This is a genomic window from Nonomuraea sp. B5E05 (genome assembly GCF_039880665.1).
Lineage (GTDB): Bacteria > Actinomycetota > Actinomycetes > Streptosporangiales > Streptosporangiaceae > Nonomuraea.
The window spans coordinates 98,719-115,316 of the sequence record NZ_JBDPMJ010000026.1; the positions used below are offsets into that span (position 1 = coordinate 98,719).

The 16,598-nt window shown below is 70.1% G+C and carries 14 protein-coding genes; 8 read left to right on the forward strand and 6 right to left on the reverse strand.

Going from position 1 to position 16,598, the window contains the following annotated elements:
- The first annotated feature begins 29 nt into the window (after positions 1–29).
- Positions 30–785, forward strand: a complete 756-nt coding sequence (locus ABGB01_RS36285; RefSeq protein WP_347778096.1) for an IclR family transcriptional regulator — start codon at positions 30–32, stop codon at positions 783–785.
- Here ABGB01_RS36285 and ABGB01_RS36290 read toward each other — a convergent pair.
- Positions 782–2,548: a thiamine pyrophosphate-dependent enzyme gene (locus ABGB01_RS36290; protein ID WP_347778097.1), complete on the reverse strand. Its 1,767-nt coding sequence runs from the start codon at positions 2,546–2,548 to the stop codon at positions 782–784. The genes ABGB01_RS36285 and ABGB01_RS36290 overlap by 4 nt on opposite strands.
- A gap of 87 nt (positions 2,549–2,635) precedes the next feature.
- Here ABGB01_RS36290 and ABGB01_RS36295 point away from each other — a divergent pair, with 87 nt between their 5' ends.
- From ABGB01_RS36295 to ABGB01_RS36305, 3 genes are all read left to right on the forward strand, one after another.
- Positions 2,636–3,529 (forward strand): NAD(P)H-binding protein, encoded by an 894-nt coding sequence (locus ABGB01_RS36295; RefSeq protein WP_347778098.1) that lies wholly within the window; start codon positions 2,636–2,638, stop codon positions 3,527–3,529.
- Positions 3,530–3,600: 71 nt separating this feature from the next.
- Complete coding sequence (locus tag ABGB01_RS36300; protein ID WP_347778099.1) at positions 3,601–5,019, forward strand: FAD-binding oxidoreductase; 1,419 nt, start codon at positions 3,601–3,603, stop codon at positions 5,017–5,019.
- A 62-nt stretch (positions 5,020–5,081) separates the two neighbouring features.
- Complete coding sequence (locus ABGB01_RS36305) at positions 5,082–5,261, forward strand: DUF998 domain-containing protein (RefSeq protein WP_347778100.1); 180 nt, start codon at positions 5,082–5,084, stop codon at positions 5,259–5,261.
- 86 nt (positions 5,262–5,347) lie between these two features.
- Here ABGB01_RS36305 and ABGB01_RS36310 read toward each other — a convergent pair whose 3' ends face one another.
- Positions 5,348–5,830, reverse strand: coding sequence for a MarR family transcriptional regulator (locus ABGB01_RS36310; RefSeq protein WP_347621020.1), 483 nt, complete (start codon positions 5,828–5,830; stop codon positions 5,348–5,350).
- 122 nt (positions 5,831–5,952) lie between these two features.
- Between ABGB01_RS36310 and ABGB01_RS36315 the strand changes: the two genes are divergently transcribed.
- Both ABGB01_RS36315 and ABGB01_RS36320 read left to right on the forward strand, forming a co-directional pair.
- Positions 5,953–6,426, forward strand: a complete 474-nt coding sequence (locus ABGB01_RS36315; protein WP_347778101.1) for a DUF6653 family protein — start codon at positions 5,953–5,955, stop codon at positions 6,424–6,426.
- Entirely contained in the window at positions 6,386–7,171 is a 786-nt protein-coding gene (locus tag ABGB01_RS36320; protein ID WP_347778102.1) for an MFS transporter, read from the forward strand. Before ABGB01_RS36315 ends, ABGB01_RS36320 begins: the two co-directional genes overlap by 41 nt.
- A gap of 160 nt (positions 7,172–7,331) precedes the next feature.
- Here the strand turns inward: ABGB01_RS36320 and ligD are convergent, their stop codons facing one another.
- From ligD to ABGB01_RS36335, 3 genes are all read right to left on the reverse strand, one after another.
- Positions 7,332–8,525: a non-homologous end-joining DNA ligase gene (gene ligD / locus ABGB01_RS36325; RefSeq protein ID WP_347778103.1), complete on the reverse strand. Its 1,194-nt coding sequence runs from the start codon at positions 8,523–8,525 to the stop codon at positions 7,332–7,334.
- 132 nt (positions 8,526–8,657) lie between these two features.
- Positions 8,658–9,956, reverse strand: coding sequence for a glycosyltransferase (locus ABGB01_RS36330; protein ID WP_347778104.1), 1,299 nt, complete (start codon positions 9,954–9,956; stop codon positions 8,658–8,660).
- Positions 9,949–10,551, reverse strand: a complete 603-nt coding sequence (locus tag ABGB01_RS36335; protein WP_347778105.1) for a TetR/AcrR family transcriptional regulator — start codon at positions 10,549–10,551, stop codon at positions 9,949–9,951. Before ABGB01_RS36335 ends, ABGB01_RS36330 begins: the two co-directional genes overlap by 8 nt.
- Before the next feature lie 133 nt (positions 10,552–10,684).
- Here ABGB01_RS36335 and ABGB01_RS36340 point away from each other — a divergent pair, with 133 nt between their 5' ends.
- Positions 10,685–11,104, forward strand: a complete 420-nt coding sequence (locus ABGB01_RS36340; RefSeq protein ID WP_347778106.1) for a RidA family protein — start codon at positions 10,685–10,687, stop codon at positions 11,102–11,104.
- Positions 11,105–11,172: 68 nt separating this feature from the next.
- Positions 11,173–11,748: a TOPRIM nucleotidyl transferase/hydrolase domain-containing protein gene (locus tag ABGB01_RS36345; protein ID WP_347778107.1), complete on the forward strand. Its 576-nt coding sequence runs from the start codon at positions 11,173–11,175 to the stop codon at positions 11,746–11,748.
- A gap of 64 nt (positions 11,749–11,812) precedes the next feature.
- On the opposite strand, the gene ABGB01_RS36350 is transcribed toward ABGB01_RS36345, so the two are convergent.
- Positions 11,813–16,552, reverse strand: coding sequence for a histone-like nucleoid-structuring protein Lsr2 (locus tag ABGB01_RS36350; protein WP_347778108.1), 4,740 nt, complete (start codon positions 16,550–16,552; stop codon positions 11,813–11,815).
- Between the last annotated feature and the right edge of the window lie 46 nt (positions 16,553–16,598).

Below are 16,598 nucleotides of genomic sequence, written 5' to 3' on the forward strand. Positions count from 1 at the left end.
TGGATGGAAGAAATATGCAGGATTGACCCATGGCAGGCGGATCTCGCGCTCCAGGGCGTTCGGTGACGTCCAAGGTGCTGGCGCTCCTGGGCGCGTTCGACCCCGCCCATCCCCAGCTCACGCTGACCGAGCTGGCCAGGCGGAGCGGGGTGCCGCTGAGCACCGCCCACCGCCTGGTCGCGGAGCTGGAGGAGTGGCAGGCGCTGAGCCGCGCGCCGGACGGCCGGCTGCGGGTGGGGCTGCGGTTGTGGGAGCTGGGCCAGCTCGCGCCCGCCCGGCTGCAGGACCTGGCGCATCCGTGGCTGCAGGAGCTGTTCGCCGGCACCGGCGAGAACGTGCATCTGGCCGTCCGCGACGGGCTTGAGGTGCTCTACGTCGACAAGGTGCACGGCAGGCGGGCGGTGCCCATCGTGTCGAGGACCGGCGCCCGGCTGCCCATGCACCCGACGGGCGTGGGCAAGGCGCTGCTGGCGTACGAGCCGGACTGGTTCGTCAAGGCGTACCTGGCGCGCAAGCTCGAACGGCCGACCCCGCACACGATCACCGAGGCCGGGCGGCTGTCCAGGGAACTGGCGACGGTGCGCTCCCAGGGATACGCGCTGACGTACGAGGAGATGACGCTGGGCTCGTGCTCGGCGGCGGCGCCGATCCTGGTGGACGGGCGGCCGGTCGCGGCGCTCGGCATCGTGATCTCCCACCGGCGCGTGCGCGAGCTGCCCCGGCTGGTCGAGCCGCTGCTGAGCGCGGCCGCCGGGATCACCAGGGCCTGCGCGGCCAGCGTCTAGTCCGTCAGCCTCTGGATGCGGTCCTTGAACAGGGTCGTGGCGATGGCGACCTTGTGCGGCTGGCCCTTCAGGAACGCCTGCGCGAAGCTCTTGGCCTGGTCGTAGGAGACCTTGCCGGGCATCGGCGGCTCGTTCGGGTTGACGTCCACGTCCACCAGTGCCGGCCCGTCGTGGGCCAGCGCCTGGCTGACCGCCGGCTCCACGTCCCCCGGCTTGGTGACCTTGGCCCCGAAACCGCCGCACGCCCTGGCCCAGGCCGCGAAGTCGGCCTCCGGCCGGCCGTAGCGCACGCCGTGCTCCGGGTAGCCGAGCACCATCTGCTCCCACAGGATCTGGCCGAGCGAGTTGTTGTTGTTGATGACGACCTTGACCGGCAGCCGCTGCTGGACCGCCGTCAGGAACTCGGCCATGAGCATCGAGAAACCGCCGTCGCCGACGTACGCGATGACCTGCCGGCCCGGGAAGGCGTGCTGCATGGCGATGGCGTACGGGAGGCCGTTCGCCATCGTGGCCAGCGTGCCCGACAGGTAGAACTCGCGCTCGCCGCGGATCGTCCAGTGCCGGGCCGCCCAGGTGGCGATGGTGCCGCTGTCGCAGGTCAGGATGGCGTCGTCGGCCGCGAGCCGGTCGACGACGGACACGGCGTACTGCGGGGCGATGGGGTCGCGGTCGGGGCTCTCCAGGGCGTCCATGTCGGCCCGCCACTTCGCCATCTTCTTCTGATACTTCGCCAGATGGGCGTTGCCGTCCCGGCGGGACAGCAGCGGCAGCAGCGCCGCCAGCCCCTCCTTCGCGTCGCACACCACCGGCACGTCGGTCGCGATCCGCGCCCCCGCCCTGGTCGGCTCCGCCTCGAACTGCACCACCCTGCTCTTCCCGGGCTCCGGCAGGTACTTCGAGTAGGGGAAGTTCGTGCCCACCATGAACAGCACGTCGGCCTCGTCCATCAGCTCCTCGCTCGGCCGGGTGCCGAGCAGCCCGATCCCGCCCGTCGTGTACGGCGAGTCGTCGGGGATCACCGCCTTGCCGGGCAGCGTCTTGACCACGGGAGCGCCCAGGGCCTCGGCCACGGCCAGCACCTCGTCCCGGGCGTGCAGCGCGCCCTGGCCGACGAGGATGGCGGGGCGCTGCGACCTGTTGAGCACCTCGGCGGCCCACTCGACGTCCTCCTGCCGCGGGATGCCGGGCGGCTGCAGGTAGACGGGCGAGGTCTGCGGCGTCCTGGCCGGCCCGAGCTGCGCGTACGGGTCCGCCCCCGCCTCCGCCACCTGGATGTCGTTGGGCAGCGTGAGATGGGAGACCCCGCGCCGGGCGTACGACGTCCGGATCGCGAGGTCCACCAGCGAGGGCAGCTGCGCCGGGTTGGAGATCGCCATGTTGTACTCGGCCACGTCGGCGAACAGCTTGTCCAGCTGGACCTCCTGCTGGTAGCCGGTGCCCAGGACGGAGGTCTCCTGCATGCCCGTGATGGCCAGCACGGGGACGTGGTCGAGCTTGGCGTCGTAGAGGCCGTTGAGCAGGTGGATGCCGCCGGGCCCCGACGTGGCCAGGCACACGCCGATCCGCCCGGTGGCCTTGGCGTAGCCGGCGGCCATGAAGGCGGCGGCCTCCTCGTGGTGGACGAGGACGAAGCGCACCCTTTCGCGGTGGCGCCGCAGCCCTTCCATGATGCCGTTGATGCCGTCGCCGGGCAGGCCGAAGACGGTGTCGACGCCCCACTCCGCGAGCCGTTCGATCAGGGATTCCGCTGCGATTCGAGCCATGCGTCCGGCACTACCCCGCGCTGCCGGACACAGACGCCTTTACGTGGTTCGTTGTCATTTCCAGGCATTCACGGGTAGTGGAGCGGCATGCGCATACTGGTCACGGGAGCCACGGGAACGCTGGGCGGCGCGCTGCTGCCCGCGCTGGTCAGGGCGGGGCACCGGGTGCGGGCGCTGAGCCGGAAGGAGCGGGAGAGCTCCGGGCGCGTCGAGTGGTTCTGGGGCGACCTGGTCTCCGGCAAGGGCGTCGCGGACGCCGTTCACGGCGTGGACGCGATCGCGCACCTCGCCACCAGCGGCCCCAAGGGCCGCGGTGCCGTGGACGTCCCCGGCACCCGGCGGCTGCTCCTCGCCGCCCGCGAGGCGGGGGTGCAGCACCTGCTCTACACCTCGGTCGTCGGGGTGGACCGTGCCGCCGTCGGCTTCCTCGGTCACAAGCTGGAGGCCGAGCGCCTGATCGGGGAGAGCGGGATCGGCTGGACCGTCCTGCGCGCCACGCGGTTCCAGCAGTCCCTCGACCAGCGGCTCCGGGCGTACTCGTCGTTTCCCGTGATGTTCGTGGACCGCTCGCTGCCCTGGCAGCCGGTGCACACGGGCGAGGTCGCCGCGCTCGCGGTGGCGCTGCTCGCGGGCGGGCCCGAGGGCAAGGAGTTCGAATTCGGCGGACCGCAGGTGATGGACACCGAGGAACTGGTGCGGACCTGGCTGCAGGCGAGGAACGTACGCCGTCCGTGCCTGCCCGTGCACTACCCGGGCAGGCTGTACGCGGCCCAGCGGGGCGGCGAGCTCGTCACGGACGCCGACTCCCGGGGCGTCATCACCTGGCACGACTATCTCCACCCCGCGCCGCCCGCGCTGTCGGACGACTTCGCCACCGAGCACACCGCCTCCCCCACCAGCCCGGCCAACCAGCCGGAGAACGACCCTGACCTGCACGTATACGGCGGCGACGAGGGCTACGAGCGGCCGACACGAAGCTAGCCCATTGCCCCGTTCTGTTACACATCGTCCACTTGCTCCTCATATGCCGGTAATAGACAATGTGTTCGGTGATGACCGGCATCCCGTTGACCGAAGACTTCGCCAATGGCGGCGTCTCCTTCTGGTACCGGCAGATCGGCCTGCCCGCACGGCGGCCGGCGCTGCCCGGGCCCCGCGACTACGACGTCGCGATCGTGGGCGGTGGATACACCGGCCTGTGGACCGCGTACTACCTGAAGCAGGCCGACCCCGGCCTGCGCATCGCGATCCTGGAGAAGGAGTTCGCCGGGTTCGGCGCGTCGGGACGCAACGGCGGATGGTTGTCGGCCGAGTTCGCCGGATCCAGGAAACGGCACGCGAAGGCGCGCGGCCGGCAGGCGATGATCGACCTGCAGCACGCCATGTTCCGCTCCGTCGACGAGGTCATCGCGGTGGCCCGCGAGGAGGGCATCGACGCCGACATCCACAAGGGCGGGCTGCTCCACGTCGCGACCAACCCCGCCCAGCGGCGCCGGCTCCGCGCCGAGCTGGCCGAGCTGCGCGGATGGGGGTACGGCGAGGCCGACATGCGCCTGCTCGGCCGTGACGAGCAGGCCGAGCGGCTGCAGGCCGCGGGCACGCTGGAGGCCGCGTACTCGCCGCACTGCGCCCGCATCCAGCCCGCCAAGCTGGCCGTCGGCCTGGCCGCCGCGGTCGCCCGGCTCGGCGTGGACCTCTACGAGGACACCACCGTGACCGAGCTGCGGCCCCGGCACGGCGGCGGGAAAGCCACGGCGGTCACCACGCGCGGCACCGTCACCGCCGACTACGTCATCCGGGCCACCGAGGGCTTCACCGCCGGGCTGTCCGGCCAGCGCCGGCAGTGGCTGCCCATGAACAGCTCCATGATCGTCACCGAGCCGCTGCCAGCCGAGGTGTGGAAGCACCTCGGCTGGGCGGGCAACGAACTCGTCGGGGACGAGGCCCACGCCTACATCTACGCCCAGCGGACCGCCGACGACCGCATCGCCATCGGCGGCCGTGGCGTGCCCTACAGGTTCGGGTCGCGTACCGACGCCCGGGGCGCCACCCAGCCGCAGACCGTCGCGCTGCTGTGGCGCATGCTGATCAAACTCTTCCCCGCGGCCGCCGACGCGCGGGTCCAGCACGCCTGGTGCGGGGTGCTCGGCGTGCCGCGCGACTGGTGCTCGACGGTGCACCTGGACCACGCCAGCGGGCTCGGCTGGGCGGGCGGCTACGTCGGCAGCGGCGTCACCACGACCAACCTGGCCGGCCGCACCCTGCGCGACCTGGTGCTGCGGCGGGAGACGGAGCTGACGGGACTGCCGTGGGTGGGACGCCAGGTGCGGCAGTGGGAGCCGGAGCCGCTGCGGTGGGCCGGCGTGCAGCTCATCTACGCCCTCTTCCGCGCCGCCGACCGCCACGAGAACGAGCGCGGCACCACCACGTCGGTCTATGCCCGCCTCGCCGACCTCATCTCCGGCCGCTGAACGTCCTCCCCGCGGGCCCTCACCGTGTGACGTGCCGCCGGTGTGCTCGTACCGATGGTGTTTTGTGGGCCGACGGTGCCATCCGGCCCGGCTACAGCCTGTGGCCCCACGGCGCCAGCCAGCTCGGCACCGGCGAGCGCGCCTGGCTGCTGACGGCCGACTTCGTGCTCGGCGGGCTGCTGCTGACCGCTTTCGCCATGGGAGTGCGCCGCGTCCTGCGTGGCGGACGCGGCGCCGCCTGAGGGCCTATCCTTCTGTCAGTCCGCAGGCTGGATGACAAGGAAAGCAGGCCGCCAACAGTCCGCCAGCGGCCTACAGCCCGTTACCGCTACCGGGCAGTGTTGGCGTGCTGGACGGCATAGCGCTCGCGCCAGCTGTCGATGAGCGGGATCAGCTGCTCGGTCATGTAAGCGTAGAAGTCCTTCATCTCGTGCAGGCGCCGGCCGGTGATGCTGTCCTCGCCCGCCGCGTCCAGGCCTTCCTGGGCGGCGGCGCCCATGGTGGCCAGCATCGCGTTCTGCTGTGACATCAAGCTGGCCCAAGCCCCCTGGCGAAAGCGGTAGTGGTCACGGCGGCTGCCGGGGGCAGGCACCCGTTCGATGAGGCCGAGCGGGATCAGCTGCTTGACCGCGGTGGACACCGCTCCCGAGCTGATGGACAACTGCTCGCACAGGTCGGCGGCGGTCATCGACTCTTGCCGGGTGTAGAGCAGGGCGGTCATCACCCGGGCGGTGGTTTTTTGCATGCCGCCCTGCGCGAGGGTCAGCGCCAGCTTCTCGGCGGCCTCACGCAGCCGCTGGTCGGTGTCCATATCTCGATCCTATCAACCACTTCGAGTTCTCAGAGAATTTACAAATCTCTGAAAGTTCTATACGCTCTGAGGCGTGGAGATCGCGCCATGGCGACCTCCCCGACGCCAAAGGAGAGCCATCAGTGAAGCCCAAGAACGTGGTGGCAGGCGCGCACGGCATGACCGACCAGGCGTGGAAGAAGCACGCCAACCCGTGGAGCGTCTGGACCCGGTTCGCCGCGATCCCCGCGTTCGAACTGGCCGTCTGGAGCCGCGAATGGATCGGCTGGTGGTCACTGTGCGGCGTGGCCCTCGTCATCGTGTGGCTCTGGCTGAACGTGCATCTGTTCAGGGCGGTCGAGCCGACCAGCTGGGCGGCGCGCGGCATCTACGGCGAGCAACTCCACGTCGACGGCAAGGCTCCGGCGGCGCATCGCGCGGTGCTGCGGCTGCTCATCGTGGCCGGCCTGATCGGCTTCGCCTTCATCGCCTGGGGACTGATCGCCCTGGAGATCTGGCCGCTCGTGCTGGGCACCGTGCTGCTCGTGCTCGCGCAGCTGTGGCGGATCGACCGCTATGGCCTGCTCTACGAACAGCACCAGAGCGAAAGTCTTTGACCCGGTACGGCCGGCGCCAGGTAACCGCAACTTCTCCGGCGGCACCTTCTCGGTTATGCTGTTGGCCTTCGCCGCGGCTGGCCTGATGCTGGCGCTCACCCAATACGTCCAGCTCGTCCTCGGTTACGGCGTCTTGCAGGCCGGTATGGCGCTGCTGCCGTTCGCCGCCTCCTCCGCGCCGTTCAACATCCTGGGGGCGACACTGGCCAAACGGCTCAGCAACCGCACCATGGTGACCGCGGGCATGCTGACCACCGCCGCTGGGTTCCTGTTCCTGTGGTCGATCGGCCCCAGCGACGGCTACCCGCTGCTGGCCACAGCGCTGATACTCATGGGCATGGGCTCCGGGCTGGCAGCCCCGGCCGCGGTCACCGCGATGATGGGCGCCATCCCGCCCGAGCACGCCGGCGCCGGATCGGCCATGAACAGCACCATCTCCCAGGCGGGCAGCGTGCTCGGCATCGCCATCCTCGGCAGCGTCCTGGCCACCGGATACATCTCCGCCCTCCCCGCCGACGTGCCGGCACCGGCCAAGCAATCACTCACCGACGCCATCGCGCTCAGCGACCCGGGCGTCACCGCCATCGCCCGGGCGGCGTTCGTCGACGCCATGACCTTCGGCATGATCACCGGCGCCGTCCTCGCCGCCGCAGCAGCCCTGCTGGCTTTCGTACTGCTTCGCGCCAGACCGGACGCGGCAGCGCCGGGCACGCCCGCATCCACCCTCACGGAGGTCGGCACGTAGAGGGGTCTTTCCCTCGCGGTCGGCCGGCCACGTACGCAATCCAGCAGGGCTGACACCCGACCACCTTGCCCCCTGGCCACCTTGGTCCCACGGGCATGGCATCCCACCATTTCTCTTCAGGAACCGCGACATGCCCCACCGGACGGTCCAAGTCACACCCTCACCCCGGGCCCGCGCGCCACGGGTCGTAGTCGACCTCGAGCGGCTCCTGCCCGGGCCGCTCGCCCTCCGGCACGTGCTGCAGGTTGACCCGGATGCGATACCACACACTGCTGCGCCCCCGCATGCCGTCGACCAGCACGTCGGCGGGCTCCAGCCGGGCCGCGACCTCAGGATGGCGGGACTTCCACCGCTCCAGGCCCGCCAGCGCCTCGTCCTTGTGCTCGGCCCTCGCGATCTCGATGACCGGCTTCGTCTGCTGCCGGCGCCCGCTGCCCTTGGGCGGCTTGGGCGCGGGCCCGAGCTCCTCGGCCAGCTCCAGCAGCCCGTCGAGCGAGCCCGCGTGCAGGTCCATGTCCTCCCACGGGTCGCCGCGCTCGGCCAGCCGCCGCGGCACGGTCTCGATGGTGAACGCCTCGGGACGGCAATCGGGAACCTCCTCCCACGTCAGCGGCGTGGACACGCGGGCGTCGGGCACGGCGCGCACGGAGTAGGCGGAGGCCACCGTGCGGTCGTAGGCGTTCTGGTTGAAGTCGACGAACACCCCGTGCCGCTCCTCCTTCCACCACCGGCTGGTGGCCAGGTCGGGGGCCCGCCGCTCGACCTCGCGGGCGACCGTCTCCGCCGCCTTGCGCACCTCGGCGAACGACCATCGCCGCTCGATCCGCGCGTACACATGAAAGCCCCGCGACCCGGACGTCTTGGGCCACGCTGCCAGCCCGTGATCGGCCAGCACCTCGCGCGCCACCTGCGCGGTCGCCAGCACGTCCGCCCACGCCACCCCCGGCACGGGATCGAGGTCGATGCGGAGCTCGTCGGGCCTGGACAGGTCGTCGGAGCGCACCGGATGCGGGTTGAGGTCGACACACCCGAGGTTGACCACCCACAACAGCTGGGCCAGGTCGGTGCACACGACCTCTTCCGCACTCAGGCCCGAGCGGTATTTCAGCTCCGCCACCTCGATCCAGTCCGGCCGCTTCGCCGGGGCGCGCTTCTGGAAGAACGCCTCCTCCTCGATGCCGCGCACGAACCGCTTGAGCACCATCGGCCGCCCGTGCACGCCCCGCAGCGCCCCCTCGCCCACCGCCTCGTAGTAGCGGATCAGGTCGAGCTTGGTGAGCCCGGACTGCGGGAAGACCACCTTGCCGGGGCTGGTGACGCGCACCTCGCGCCCGGCGACCTCGATGTCAGGCATACGGTCACGATACGTGCCGCCCCCGACGTTCCAGCGCCGCGTGGAGGCGCGGCGCATGCCGATGGGCCTGGCGGGATGCGGTCGCCGGTGCGCCGGAGCCGTCTTGGCGACGTCCGTGACGGCCCGGACGGTTCAGCCGTGTCGTGCCTGGGAGGTGCCCTCGTGTCGGCCGGTCGCTCGTTCGGCGAGGGCTTCGAGTTCGGCGACCGCCCGGTCGGTGGCCGTCTCGGCGGCGATCTCGGCCGCCAGTCGCCCCGCTTCGCGGCGGTAGGACGGGTCGTGCAGGACGCGGTCGATCGCGCGGGCGATCGTACGAGGGGAGGCGTTCTTGCTCACGGTGACCCCGGCGCCGGCGCGTGCGACGTGCCGGGCCACCTCGGGCTGGTCTCGTCCTTGCGGGATGCAGACCATGGGCACGGCGGCCGCCAGGGACTTGACGGCCGTACCGTGCCCGGCGTGCGTGATCGTCACCGAGGCGTGGCGCAGCGCGACGTTGTGCGGCGCCGACGCGGTGACCAGGACGTTGCCGGGCGCGCGGACCGTCGCCGGGTCCATGGCCGGACCGGTGGTCAGCAGCCCGCGCACCGGCAGTGTGCCGAGGGCTTCGGCGATACGGTCGAGTTGCGTGCGCTGGTTCATGAACGATGAGCTCAGGCTGGCCAGGACCAGCGGCGCGTCACCGTCCGGCAGCTCCAGTTCCCCGGCCCAGGCCGGGTCGTCGAGCCGTGGGCCGACGTGCCGGATGTGGGCGGGGAAGCGCCTGCTGGGGAAGTCCAGCGTACGCGGGGACAGCACGAGCAGCCGGTCGACCCGATCGAACGCGTCGATCACCGAGTTAACCGGCGGCAGGCCGTGCGCGGCGCGAGCGGCGTTTAGCGCAGGAAGTCCCTTCGCCCACGGTTGGAGGACCAACCGGGTCAGCACCCGATCGCGCAGGCGTCCCAGTGCGCCCGTGGCGGGCGCGAGCCCCAGGCCGGGCGGCGGCGCCCCCGGGGTGGGAAACGTGTACAGGGTCGTCACCAGCGAGGCCACGGGCAGGCCGGCCGCTTCGCCGGCGATGAACGCGCCGAGCAGCATGTGCTCGGCGACCAGCACATCGGTCGGGCGGGCACGCAACTCGGCCAGCGTGTCCCGGCCGTAGTCGGCTGCGGGGCCGCAGACGATGCGATCTCTCAACCGCGCGAACGCGCCCACCGGGGTGCGGGCCTCGAAGTCCTTGATGACGTCCTTGGCCGGATCGGTGGCGTCACCTTGGGGCGCCGTGGTCCAGGCGATCGGCTCCAGGCCGCCGGCGGCGATCTCCTCGTGCAGCGAGTTGTCCGCCAGCACCCGGACATGGTGACCGCGACCTTGCACCGCGCGGGCGACCGACAGGACGGGCGGCACGGCTCCGCCGCCGGACCAGGTGGCGAACAGGAAATTCTTACGCATCGTGTCTCTTTCGGGGGTCGATCGAGGTCAGCAGGTCACGCATGGAGCGTTCGGCGTCGTCGCGCGACAGGCCGAGGTCGCGCCGCCACAGCTTCCACAGGTAGACGTCCGTGGCGGCATAGTGCAGGTTCACCGCATGCTCACGGTCGGGTCCGCAGGCGGGCAAACGGTCGGCGAAGACCCGTTCCAGCCAGGCCCGGTGCTGGCGGCGGGCATGGGCGGCCGCCCGGGCGACGGCCGGGACACGGTCGACTTGAGCGGTCCACAGCACGTTGGCGTCGCCGTGGCGTTCGTAGTCGGCGAAGAGCACGGCCACGATCGCCTCGACGTCACCGACCGGCGCCTGACGGGTCAGCTCCGTTTGAGAGGCCATCTGATCGGCGAGGACGTCGGCGAGCCCCTCCTTGCCGCCGAAGTGGTTGACGATCGTCTGCACCGACACCCCCGCCTCGTCGGCGATGTCCTGCAGCGTGACGTCGTCGTACCACCGCTGCATCCACAGCGCGGCCGCCGCCTCCAGCACGCGCGTACGCGTAACCTCCATGGCCGCGGCGCGGGAACCCATGCGGTACGGGCGCCTGCTCCCATTTCCCATGGACTCATCCCTATATTCAATTGAGTCGTTAGTCAAGTTAAAATCGCCCGCGGCGAGGGCCTGCCGAGGCCGGGCCAGCACGCAACGCGCTAACGTGGGCGAACGTATGCAAAAGGGATGAAAGGACGATGTCATGGTTCGGCGCTGGAGCCCGCCCGAGGTCGGGGCGCCGCTGGCGAAATACCACCATCTGGCCGCGGCACCCGCGGACTCGGAGCTGCTCTTCATCGCCGGCCAGGTCGGCACCGACGCGACCGGAACCCTCGTGGGGAGCGACGCGGCCACCCAGGCCCGCCAGGTCTTCGCCAACATCGAGGCGCTGCTCACCTCCGCAGGGTCGGGGCCGCAGCACCTTCTCCGGCTGTTCACCATGGTGGCGGGCACAGAGCATCTGGCGGGCTTCCGCTCGACCGTCGAGGAGGTGTTCACCAACTGGTTTCCGGACGGCGACTGGCCCGCCAACTCGCTGATCGTGGCCGCCGCGCTGGCCGCCCCGGACATCGTGGTCGAGGTGGAGGCCGTGGCGGTGGTGCCCAAGCGCCCGGCCGACTGACGCCCTTTACACTGTAGATTCGCAATAAAGGGGTCGAACCTCTCTCCGTCCGGTGCCAGGCTGGGCTCGTGAGCGACACGCAGACCGTGGTCCTGGTCGAGGGACTCAGCGACAAGTCGGCCGTCGAAACGCTGGCCAAGCGCCGCGGCGTGGATCTGGCAGCAGAAGGCATCTCCCTCGTGGCGATGGGCGGCGCCACGAACATCAGGACGTACGCCGGCAGGTTCGGCCCTTCCGGGAGCAACCTCCGGCTGGCAGGTCTGTGCGACGCCGGCGAGGAAGGCGACTACCGGAGGGGCCTTGAGCGGGCCGGCCTCATCTCCGGTTCCGGCAGGAGCGACCTGGAAGCGATCGGGTTCTTCGTGTGCGTCGCCGACCTGGAGGACGAGCTGATCCGCACCCTCGGCACCGCCGCCGTCGAGGAGGTCGTCGACGCCGAGGGGGAGCTCGGCTCGTTCCGCACCTTGCAGAAGCAGCCCGCGTGGCGCGGTGGCAGCACCCATGACCAGCTGCGCCGGTTCATGGGATCAGGCAGCGGCCGCAAGATCCGCTATTCCGGCCTGCTCATCGAGGCCCTCGATCTCGATCGTGTGCCCCGTCCGTTGGACCTGCTGACCCACCTCGCAGGCAGCCGCCGATGGTGATCTCCCGACCGCTTCCTCCTCCGCCGGCCCTTTCGGTTCCAGAGCCGACGACCGGTCACCGCCTTCAGGAGGTACCGTTCGCTCGGCGGTAAGCACTGACCACTTCTTCGGGAAGCCGGCCGCGATCGCCGACGGCGTATCCCCGTTCGCGCGCCCATGCGCGGATCGCTCCCATGGAAGCAGGAGCGCTCGCCACCAGGCTCAGCCCGGCTACGGGGTGTGGACTCGTACGGTTCCCCCCAGTAACGGACATCGCCATGATGGGGATCTCGCCCATCTCACGAGGATCGCCGTCTTCAAGGCCGTCCCAGCCGTCGTGTAGGGACAGGGCCACAGCGCTCCACTCCGCGACCGAGACGCCGTTCCCACCGGACATGACCTCGCCGGGCCGGATACCGCGCCGGTCGAACTCGGCCCACAGGTCCTCCAGCGCGGCGTCTGGATCGAAGTAGAACTCGCTCTCGCGGATCCGCCAGAACCGCCAGCCCGCCCTTTTGAGTTCGCGCTCCCGATCGAGGTCGGCCGCACGCTGGTCGGGCGTGCCGTGCCAGAAGTCGCCGTCGCACTCCACCGCGAGGCGTCCCTTGGCGCCGCTCACGACGAGGTCGATTCTGCGGCCGTTGACCTCGAACTGCGGGGTCACGTGGTATCCGCGCTCGCGGATTCGCAGGAACACCCGTTGTTCGAAGAGCGAGTCGAACGCCGGGTGACGGGCGTCGGCGGTGACGTCGGACAGCGAGCTGGGCAGATCCGTAGCGGGCGGGTTCGTCATGTAGGCAAGCAGTGACCGCCGCAGGCATGCCGGTGACAGCAGGTCGGCGCTGACCGAGTGGAAGAGCCACATCTGGTCCTTCGCTCGTGAAGCGGCGACGTTGAACCGGCGCTGCCACTCGGTGGAGGTCACCGCGGAGCGTCTTTCGGCGACGACCATCGACAGGAAGATGACGTCGCGCTCGTCTCCCTGGAAGTCGGGCGGCGTGCCCACCCGCAAGCGTCGTCTCTCCCAGTCCTTCGGGTCGATGTGGTCGAGCAGCATGTTGTGGATGAGCTGCGCCTGGCCCGTTCCCTGCAGCACGACGACGCCGAAGGTCTTCTCGTCATAGGACGGGTCCTCCATGCAGTTGAGGATCCGTCTCACGATGGCCTCGGCTTCCACGCTGTTGCGCAGGCGCGTCGCCGATCCTTCGCTCCACGCGCCGTCCACTCGTACGACTTGGAGCGGCGGCAAACGGTCGGCGCCGAACTGCCGGAGGGGTATGAGCGGCTCGTCGGCGTAGAACTGCCGCGAGGAGAAGTCGATGATCTCCGGCATGCACCGGAAATGCTCCTTGAGGCGGAGGACGGAGCCGAACCGGGTCGAAAGAAGGTCGAAGAGACTCGACTTCGGTGTGAAGGCGTCCCGCAGGTAAGCGGGAAGGTCCGGAAGATATGTGGAGAGCTTGGCGAAGATCGGTTCCAGCTCGCCGTGACTCACAGCGGACGGGGCGCACTGCTTGTCATCGCCGACCACGATGACGCGCGGGGCCAGCCAGAGCAGGAAGAGCGCCTCGATGCTCGCCTGGCTCGCCTCGTCGACGATGACGACGTCGAAGGAGTCGCGGATCGGCGGGATCGTCTCTAAAACCTGCTGCAACGGCATGATCCAGGCCGGTACGGCGTCGCGGGCATGTGTCATGGCCTCACGCGCGAGGCTCTGGTATCTGCCGGCGTAACGTCCGGTCCCCTTGCCCAGCTTGCCGATGTGGTCCTGGTAGGCGCGTAGCGCCGTCGTCTGCTTGGCGTTCATCCGGCCCAGCGCGGCCTGCCAGGCCTGCTCGGCGGCGAGTTCGGCCGTCAACCGCATCTCCCGCGCGGTCGCGGCCTCGAGCTCGCTCTCCAGCCGTTGTTCGAGTCCCTGCTGCCGCTGCTGCGTGAAGAAGGTGCGCGCCTTGGCCCAGGCCCAGGCGCGATCCCAGGTGGTGAAATGGGCGTGCCAGGCGCCGGCTTCTGTGAGCAGGGTCAGCAACGCCGGATGGGCGGCACGCACCTTCCCCGCAAGTTCGTCACAACGGATCTGTTCGCGCTGCCCGCGCTGGGCATCGGTGAGAGCCGTGAGGCAGAGCTGATAGGTGATCGCGTCTCGCACGGCGACCGAGTGTGCCGCTTCGAGGAGCTCCGGCGCCGGTGTACCGAGACGGGCCTCATGCTCGAGAGCCGCGAGCAGATCGCCGAGCTGAGCTGTGGCACGGTCCGCCTCGGCCCGTAGTCGTACGGCCTCCAGAGCCATGACGTAGGAGCGCCATTCGCCAGAGGTACGGAGGCTGACATGGACTCCGGCTGCGGCGAGGGTCCGGGATGTCTCCGCCACCGCCGCGATGACCTGGCGCACGCGTCCGAGGCGGTCGTACGCGTCGCTGAGCTGGGCCACCCTGCGCAGCAGCGGTTGGTTCTGCGGGAACTCCACTCCCACGAGCTGCCATCCGCGCTCGAGTTCGTCGGCGGCGGCGCGCCCCTCGATGTCGGCTATGACGAGCGAGAGGAGTTCGGCGTTGACGGGTGTGACACCGTCGACGACTGTGGCGTTGAGCCACGGCTCGGCCTGCTTCTGGACAGCGGGCCGGAAAAGGCCGCGCTTGAGCTGGTTGCCTCCGGCCAGATAGTCGCGAAGCGCTCGAAGGGACTGCAGGTAGGAGCTGACAGCCGCGGGAGAGTCCGGCTCCGGATGTTCGATCTTCCGGAAGCCGATGTGCCGGACGGCACTCTGAGCTGCGGTGAGGCGGTCGGTGTGCGCGGCGAGTTGTTCCCAGATGGCCATCTCACGGCCGAAGAGCCCGTCTTCCAGAGCCCGGGCCGCCCAATCGTCCGGATCCCACGTGTCCGGATCGTCTGGCAAGCCGAGCCGTTCAATGGTGAGACATGCGTCGGCTGCGATGCCCTCCAGCTGCCCGATCACGTCCGGGGCCAGGTGCTCCAGGCGAACGGAGGTTTCCGTCTCGGCCTGCCGGGCCTGGGTCTGCGCGGCCGCCTCCGCCGCGATGAGGCTCTTGAGCTTCTCCGCACCGGGCAACGAGGTCACGTCGGGAATCCTCTGCGCCGGTCTGGCCTTGCGACGCGGCGTCTCACCGGCGAGCAGGGGGACGAGTTCCGCGGCTTCAGCGGCCGAGATCGGAGGAAGGGGCGCCGCTCCAGCGGGAAGAGGCAGGGGTATCCACGAACACTCCGGCTCCTCTCGCTCGATTCGCCGGACGATGTCGGCGAGGGTGCCGGAATATCCGGGTGCGATCTCGCCGTGGCGGTAGGTCTCCGATTCGCGCAGGGCTCGGATCCGCTCCGTCAGCTCCACGGTCGCCCGGCGCGCGAAGTCAAGTTCGTGCCGCTTCTCCGTGATCTTTCTGGACTGACGGTCCGGGTCGAACGATGAGAAGCGGGTCGACAGCGCCTTGACGCCACCCTCCAGTTCCGCTGAGCCGCCACGGCCGAGATCGGTCATCGACACGCACAGGCCGGCGATCTCCGAGGGCAGCTTGTCCCTCAGGACACGAAGCGCCTGAGCCTTCTGGCTGGTGACCAGCACACGTTGGCCCTGAGCAAGCAGCGCGGAGAGCAGGTTGGCGATGCTGTGTGTCTTGCCCGTGCCGGGAGGTCCCTGCACGACGACGCCGTTGTCCCCCTGCAGGCGAGTCATGATCGTGCGCTGCTCGGGGTTGGCGGGGAGGGGGAACAGCGGGTCGTGTCCAAGGGATCCCGAGGACGCGACGCCTTCGTCTCGCAGGAAGGCCATCCGCTCGGCGGGTTCGAGGGGAGTCACGAGCTGGGCCAGGCCCAGAGGTGTCTGCGCGCCGGGACCCGTCAAAGTAGCGATCATCTGGTCGTAGTACGAGATCAGCGAGCCGTGGTCGCGCTTGCGCAGGACCAGGGCGGGCGCCGGCCGGACTTCTGCTGATTTCGACGGCGTCTCGCCAGGTGCCCACTCTGGAAGGAAGCGGGTCTCCGTCTCGAGACCGCGGTCGCACCACGCCTGCAGCAGTGCGGCCACGGAGTTCTGCAGGCCCACTGCCTCGCCTTCGCGTACGCGCTGCCGCAGCCGGTCGGTGCGCTGGGGTGTGAACCCGTCCAGGTCCGTCAGAAGCTCGCGGTCCTGCAGAGCCGGAGCGGTTTCTCCCAGCAGTACGTCGATCCGCTCGGTGTCCGGGTCGATGCGCGGGTGCAGCCGGGTCGCGATCAGGTGGTTCCGGACCCGGATGCCGCCGGGAGCGGTCCACGTGAGCAGCCCGGTGCCCAGCACCAGCTCCCACTCGTCATCGGCCTGCCCCAGCTGGGTGCTGATGGAGTACAGCTCCCGGTGCAGGCGCTGCTGACGCACGCGCACCCGTTCGTGCTCAGCCCATGCTTGCCAGGCAGGGAGCCACTTCGCATAGGTCTCGACCACGTCAGGACGGTCCTGCTGCGTCTCCTGCCGCAGCTGCGGCTCGCCGTCCTCGTCCGCGTCCTCGACCTGGCCGGGGCCCGAATCGGAGAGCTCGGGCGCGTCGAGTTCCTGGTCGAACAGCTCTTCACGCCTCAGCCACCCGTCGAGATCTCCGGGTGGCGAGGGAGGCGGGACGTTGCGCACGTGCTCGACGGAGAGAAGAACGTCGCCGAGCTCGGCGGACCGCTGCACGACGACGGTGTCCGGAAGATCTGCGAGCCAGAGCACCTGCGCGTGCCCGCGGATGTCTCTGACCGGCACCCGGCGGGCGGTCGCCAGATCGCGGAGGAACTCCACCAGACGCGTGGTGGAGTCGACCAGGAGGGGGTCGCGGGCCCGCGACTGCTGCTCGCTCACGCGGCTTCACTCCTTCGGCTTGTGCCTGCGAGGTCAGAAGTAAAGG

Excerpts from the sequence above, each read along its gene's own strand:
- ABGB01_RS36320 (WP_347778102.1), top strand. The coding sequence starts at position 6,386 with ATGGCCTGCTCTACGAACAGCACCAGAGCGAAAGTCTTTGACCCGGTA.
- ABGB01_RS36290 (WP_347778097.1), bottom strand. The coding sequence starts at position 2,548 with ATGGCTCGAATCGCAGCGGAATCCCTGATCGAACGGCTCGCGGAGTGG.
- ABGB01_RS36330 (WP_347778104.1), bottom strand. The coding sequence starts at position 9,956 with ATGCGTAAGAATTTCCTGTTCGCCACCTGGTCCGGCGGCGGAGCCGTG.
- ABGB01_RS36285 (WP_347778096.1), top strand. The coding sequence starts at position 30 with ATGGCAGGCGGATCTCGCGCTCCAGGGCGTTCGGTGACGTCCAAGGTG.
- ABGB01_RS36310 (WP_347621020.1), bottom strand. The coding sequence starts at position 5,830 with ATGGACACCGACCAGCGGCTGCGTGAGGCCGCCGAGAAGCTGGCGCTG.
- ABGB01_RS36295 (WP_347778098.1), top strand. The coding sequence starts at position 2,636 with ATGCGCATACTGGTCACGGGAGCCACGGGAACGCTGGGCGGCGCGCTG.
- ABGB01_RS36300 (WP_347778099.1), top strand. The coding sequence starts at position 3,601 with ATGACCGGCATCCCGTTGACCGAAGACTTCGCCAATGGCGGCGTCTCC.
- ABGB01_RS36335 (WP_347778105.1), bottom strand. The coding sequence starts at position 10,551 with ATGGGAAATGGGAGCAGGCGCCCGTACCGCATGGGTTCCCGCGCCGCG.
- ABGB01_RS36340 (WP_347778106.1), top strand. The coding sequence starts at position 10,685 with ATGGTTCGGCGCTGGAGCCCGCCCGAGGTCGGGGCGCCGCTGGCGAAA.
- ligD (WP_347778103.1), bottom strand. The coding sequence starts at position 8,525 with ATGCCTGACATCGAGGTCGCCGGGCGCGAGGTGCGCGTCACCAGCCCC.